Source organism: Kitasatospora putterlickiae (genome assembly GCF_039527695.1).
Taxonomy (GTDB): domain Bacteria; phylum Actinomycetota; class Actinomycetes; order Streptomycetales; family Streptomycetaceae; genus Kitasatospora; species Kitasatospora putterlickiae.
Genome location: NZ_BAAAKJ010000193.1, coordinates 895 through 3,183, shown reverse-complemented (window position 1 = coordinate 3,183; position 2,289 = coordinate 895). Strand labels below are relative to the sequence as shown.

2 protein-coding genes and 1 pseudogene are annotated in these 2,289 nt (G+C 75.8%); all 3 read right to left on the bottom strand.

All coding sequences use genetic code 11. The annotated features are described in order from the left end of the window. Window positions 1–544: pseudogene (locus ABD308_RS19275) on the bottom strand (methyltransferase); the annotation flags it as partial. 54 nt (window positions 545–598) lie between these two features. Next, entirely contained in the window at window positions 599–1,765 is a 1,167-nt protein-coding gene (locus tag ABD308_RS19270) for a 4-hydroxybenzoate 3-monooxygenase (protein WP_344336258.1), read from the bottom strand. A gap of 160 nt (window positions 1,766–1,925) precedes the next feature. After that, window positions 1,926–2,289 (bottom strand): 3-oxoacyl-[acyl-carrier-protein] synthase III C-terminal domain-containing protein (locus tag ABD308_RS19265; RefSeq protein WP_344336181.1); only part of this gene is annotated, 364 nt, incomplete at its 5' end.

The window sequence follows — 2,289 nt, the reverse complement described above, 5'->3', positions numbered from 1 at the left end:
CTCGGGGGGGGTGGTGGCCGCCGCCGTCGGGGACGGCGCCGTGGTCGGCGAGCAGGGCGCACAGGCCGCGCAGGAGCAGCGGCTCGGGGCGGCGGACCTCGAAGGCGAGGTGGGCCTCGTGCTGGTGGGCGCGTTCGTGGTCGGCGATCGGCCGCAGGTCGGAGCCGGGCGGCACGGGCAGCGCGAAGACCTCGACGGTGCGGGGCTCGGGGCCGGTGCCGGGGACGGCGGCGCGCCGGATGGTGACGTCGAGCGCGGCCGCCTCGCGGTGGTGGCGTTCGGCCAGCCGGTGGCGGACGACGGTGCTGGGGCCGGCCGGGGTGTCGGCGTCCAGGCCGCAGGCGGCCAGGTCCGCGCGCAGGGCCCGCGCGTCGGGCGGGAAGACCAGCAGCGCGGCGTGTGCGAAGCGCAGGTGGCGGGCGAGTGGGCCCGGCCGGGCGTCGTCGAGGCCGGGCAGGAGCAGCGGGAGCAGGGTGGCGGTGTCGTGACGGCGGACGAAGTCGGCCGTGGCGCGCAGGCGGGACGTGTCGTCCTCGGTGGTCATCGTGGTGCTTCCTCGGTGCGGGTGGTGGTGCTCGGAGCGGGCTCGGAGGGTGGTTCAGAGGCCGACGTAGTTCTCGGCGAACCAGTCCTGCTGGGCGCGCGAGGTGCGCAGGGCCGCCAGGCGCGCGCGGCGCAGTCCCTCGTCGAAGGAGGACGGGCCGCCGCGCGGGGTGGGCACGGCGTGTAGCAGCCGGACCATCCAGTTCGAGAACTCCTGGGCGCGCCAGATGTGTTCGAGGCAGCGGTCGGAGTAGTCGGCCAGCGCGCGGCCGTCGTGGTGGGTGAGGTCGTCGACCAGGGCCGCGGCGAGCAGTTCCGCCTCCAGCACCGCGAGGTTGGCGCCCTTGGCGGCGGACGGGGTGATGAGGCTCGCGGCGTCGCCCACGAGCAGCAGCGCGCCGTGCCGCAGCGGTTCGACGACGTCGCACTCCAGGTCGACGACGGTGCGCTGGACGACGCTCCCCCGGTGCAGCGGGCCGTACTCGGCGGCGCGCATCCGCACCTCCAGCTCGTGCCAGATGTGGTCCTCGCTCCAGGCGTCGGGCGGGGTGCCGCGGTCGCACTGCAGGTAGTAGCGGGTGATGTGGGCGGTGCGGGCCATGTGGCCGGCGAAACCGCGCTCGTGCACGGCGTAGCCGACGGCGTCGAGGCTGGGCGGCGCCTCGGCGAGCAGGCCCAGCCAGGACAGGCCGTGGTCGTGGTGGTGGACGACGGCGCCGGGGGCGAGCGAGCGACGGGCGGCGCCGTGGCGGCCGTCGCAGCCGGCGACGTAGCGGGCCCGCCAGCGCACCGGGCGGCCGTCCGGCCCGGTGGCCTCGACGGTGGGGCGGTCGCCGTCGGTGTCGAGCACCCGGTGGGCCTCGGTGCCGAAGCGCAGTCGGCCGCCGGCGTCCAGGTAGGAGGCGAGCAGGTCGGCGACCAGGTGCTGTTGCGGGTAGACGGTGTGCCGCTCGCCTCGGCCGAGGTGCGCGTAGTCGAGGCGGAAGCGGCCGTCGCCGGTGCGGAACTCGCAGTCGGCGTGCGGCTTTCCCCTGCGGTGCAGGCCGTCGGCGAGGCCGTGGCGGTCCAGCACGCGGACGGTGTTCGCGGCGAGGAAGCCGGCGCGGGCGCGGGCGTGCAGCCGGTCGCGGTCGGCGCGTTCGAGGACGACGCAGTCGATGCCCGCCCGGTGCAGGAGGTTGCCGAGGACCAGGCCGGCCGGGCCCGCGCCGAGGATCACCACCTCGGCCGACTGCTCGGTCATGTCGGTTGCCGCTTCGATGTTCTGACGATCGGTCACAACATCTTGATGGTAGTCGCCCGGTGGGCCGGGGGAAGGGTGGCGACCACTCGGGAGGGTGAACAGGATGATGATCAGCCCGTTTCCGGGGACACCGCGCGGGTCACCAGGCGGGGTGCTCCAGGACCTCGACGACGGCGGCGGCGAGCGAGATGCCGGCGCCGTTGCCGGTGAGCAGGACGTGGTCGCCCGGAGCGAGGGCGCCGCTGTCCAGGAGGTGCGTCAGGGAGAGGAACTGGTCGCAGGCGCCCAGGTGGCCGAGGGTGCGTCCGAGGTCGAGCATGCCGCGCCCGGGGTCGATGCCCAGCGGGCGCAGCAGGCCCTCCAGGTACCGGGGGTGGCCGCTGAAGACGTGGGTGACCCGGGTGATGTCGGCGGCGGTGACGCCCGCCTCCTCGATCGCCCGGCGGGCGGCGGCGGTGCGGGCCACCACCGGGCAGACCATCGCCAGCCTGGCCAAGGCCACC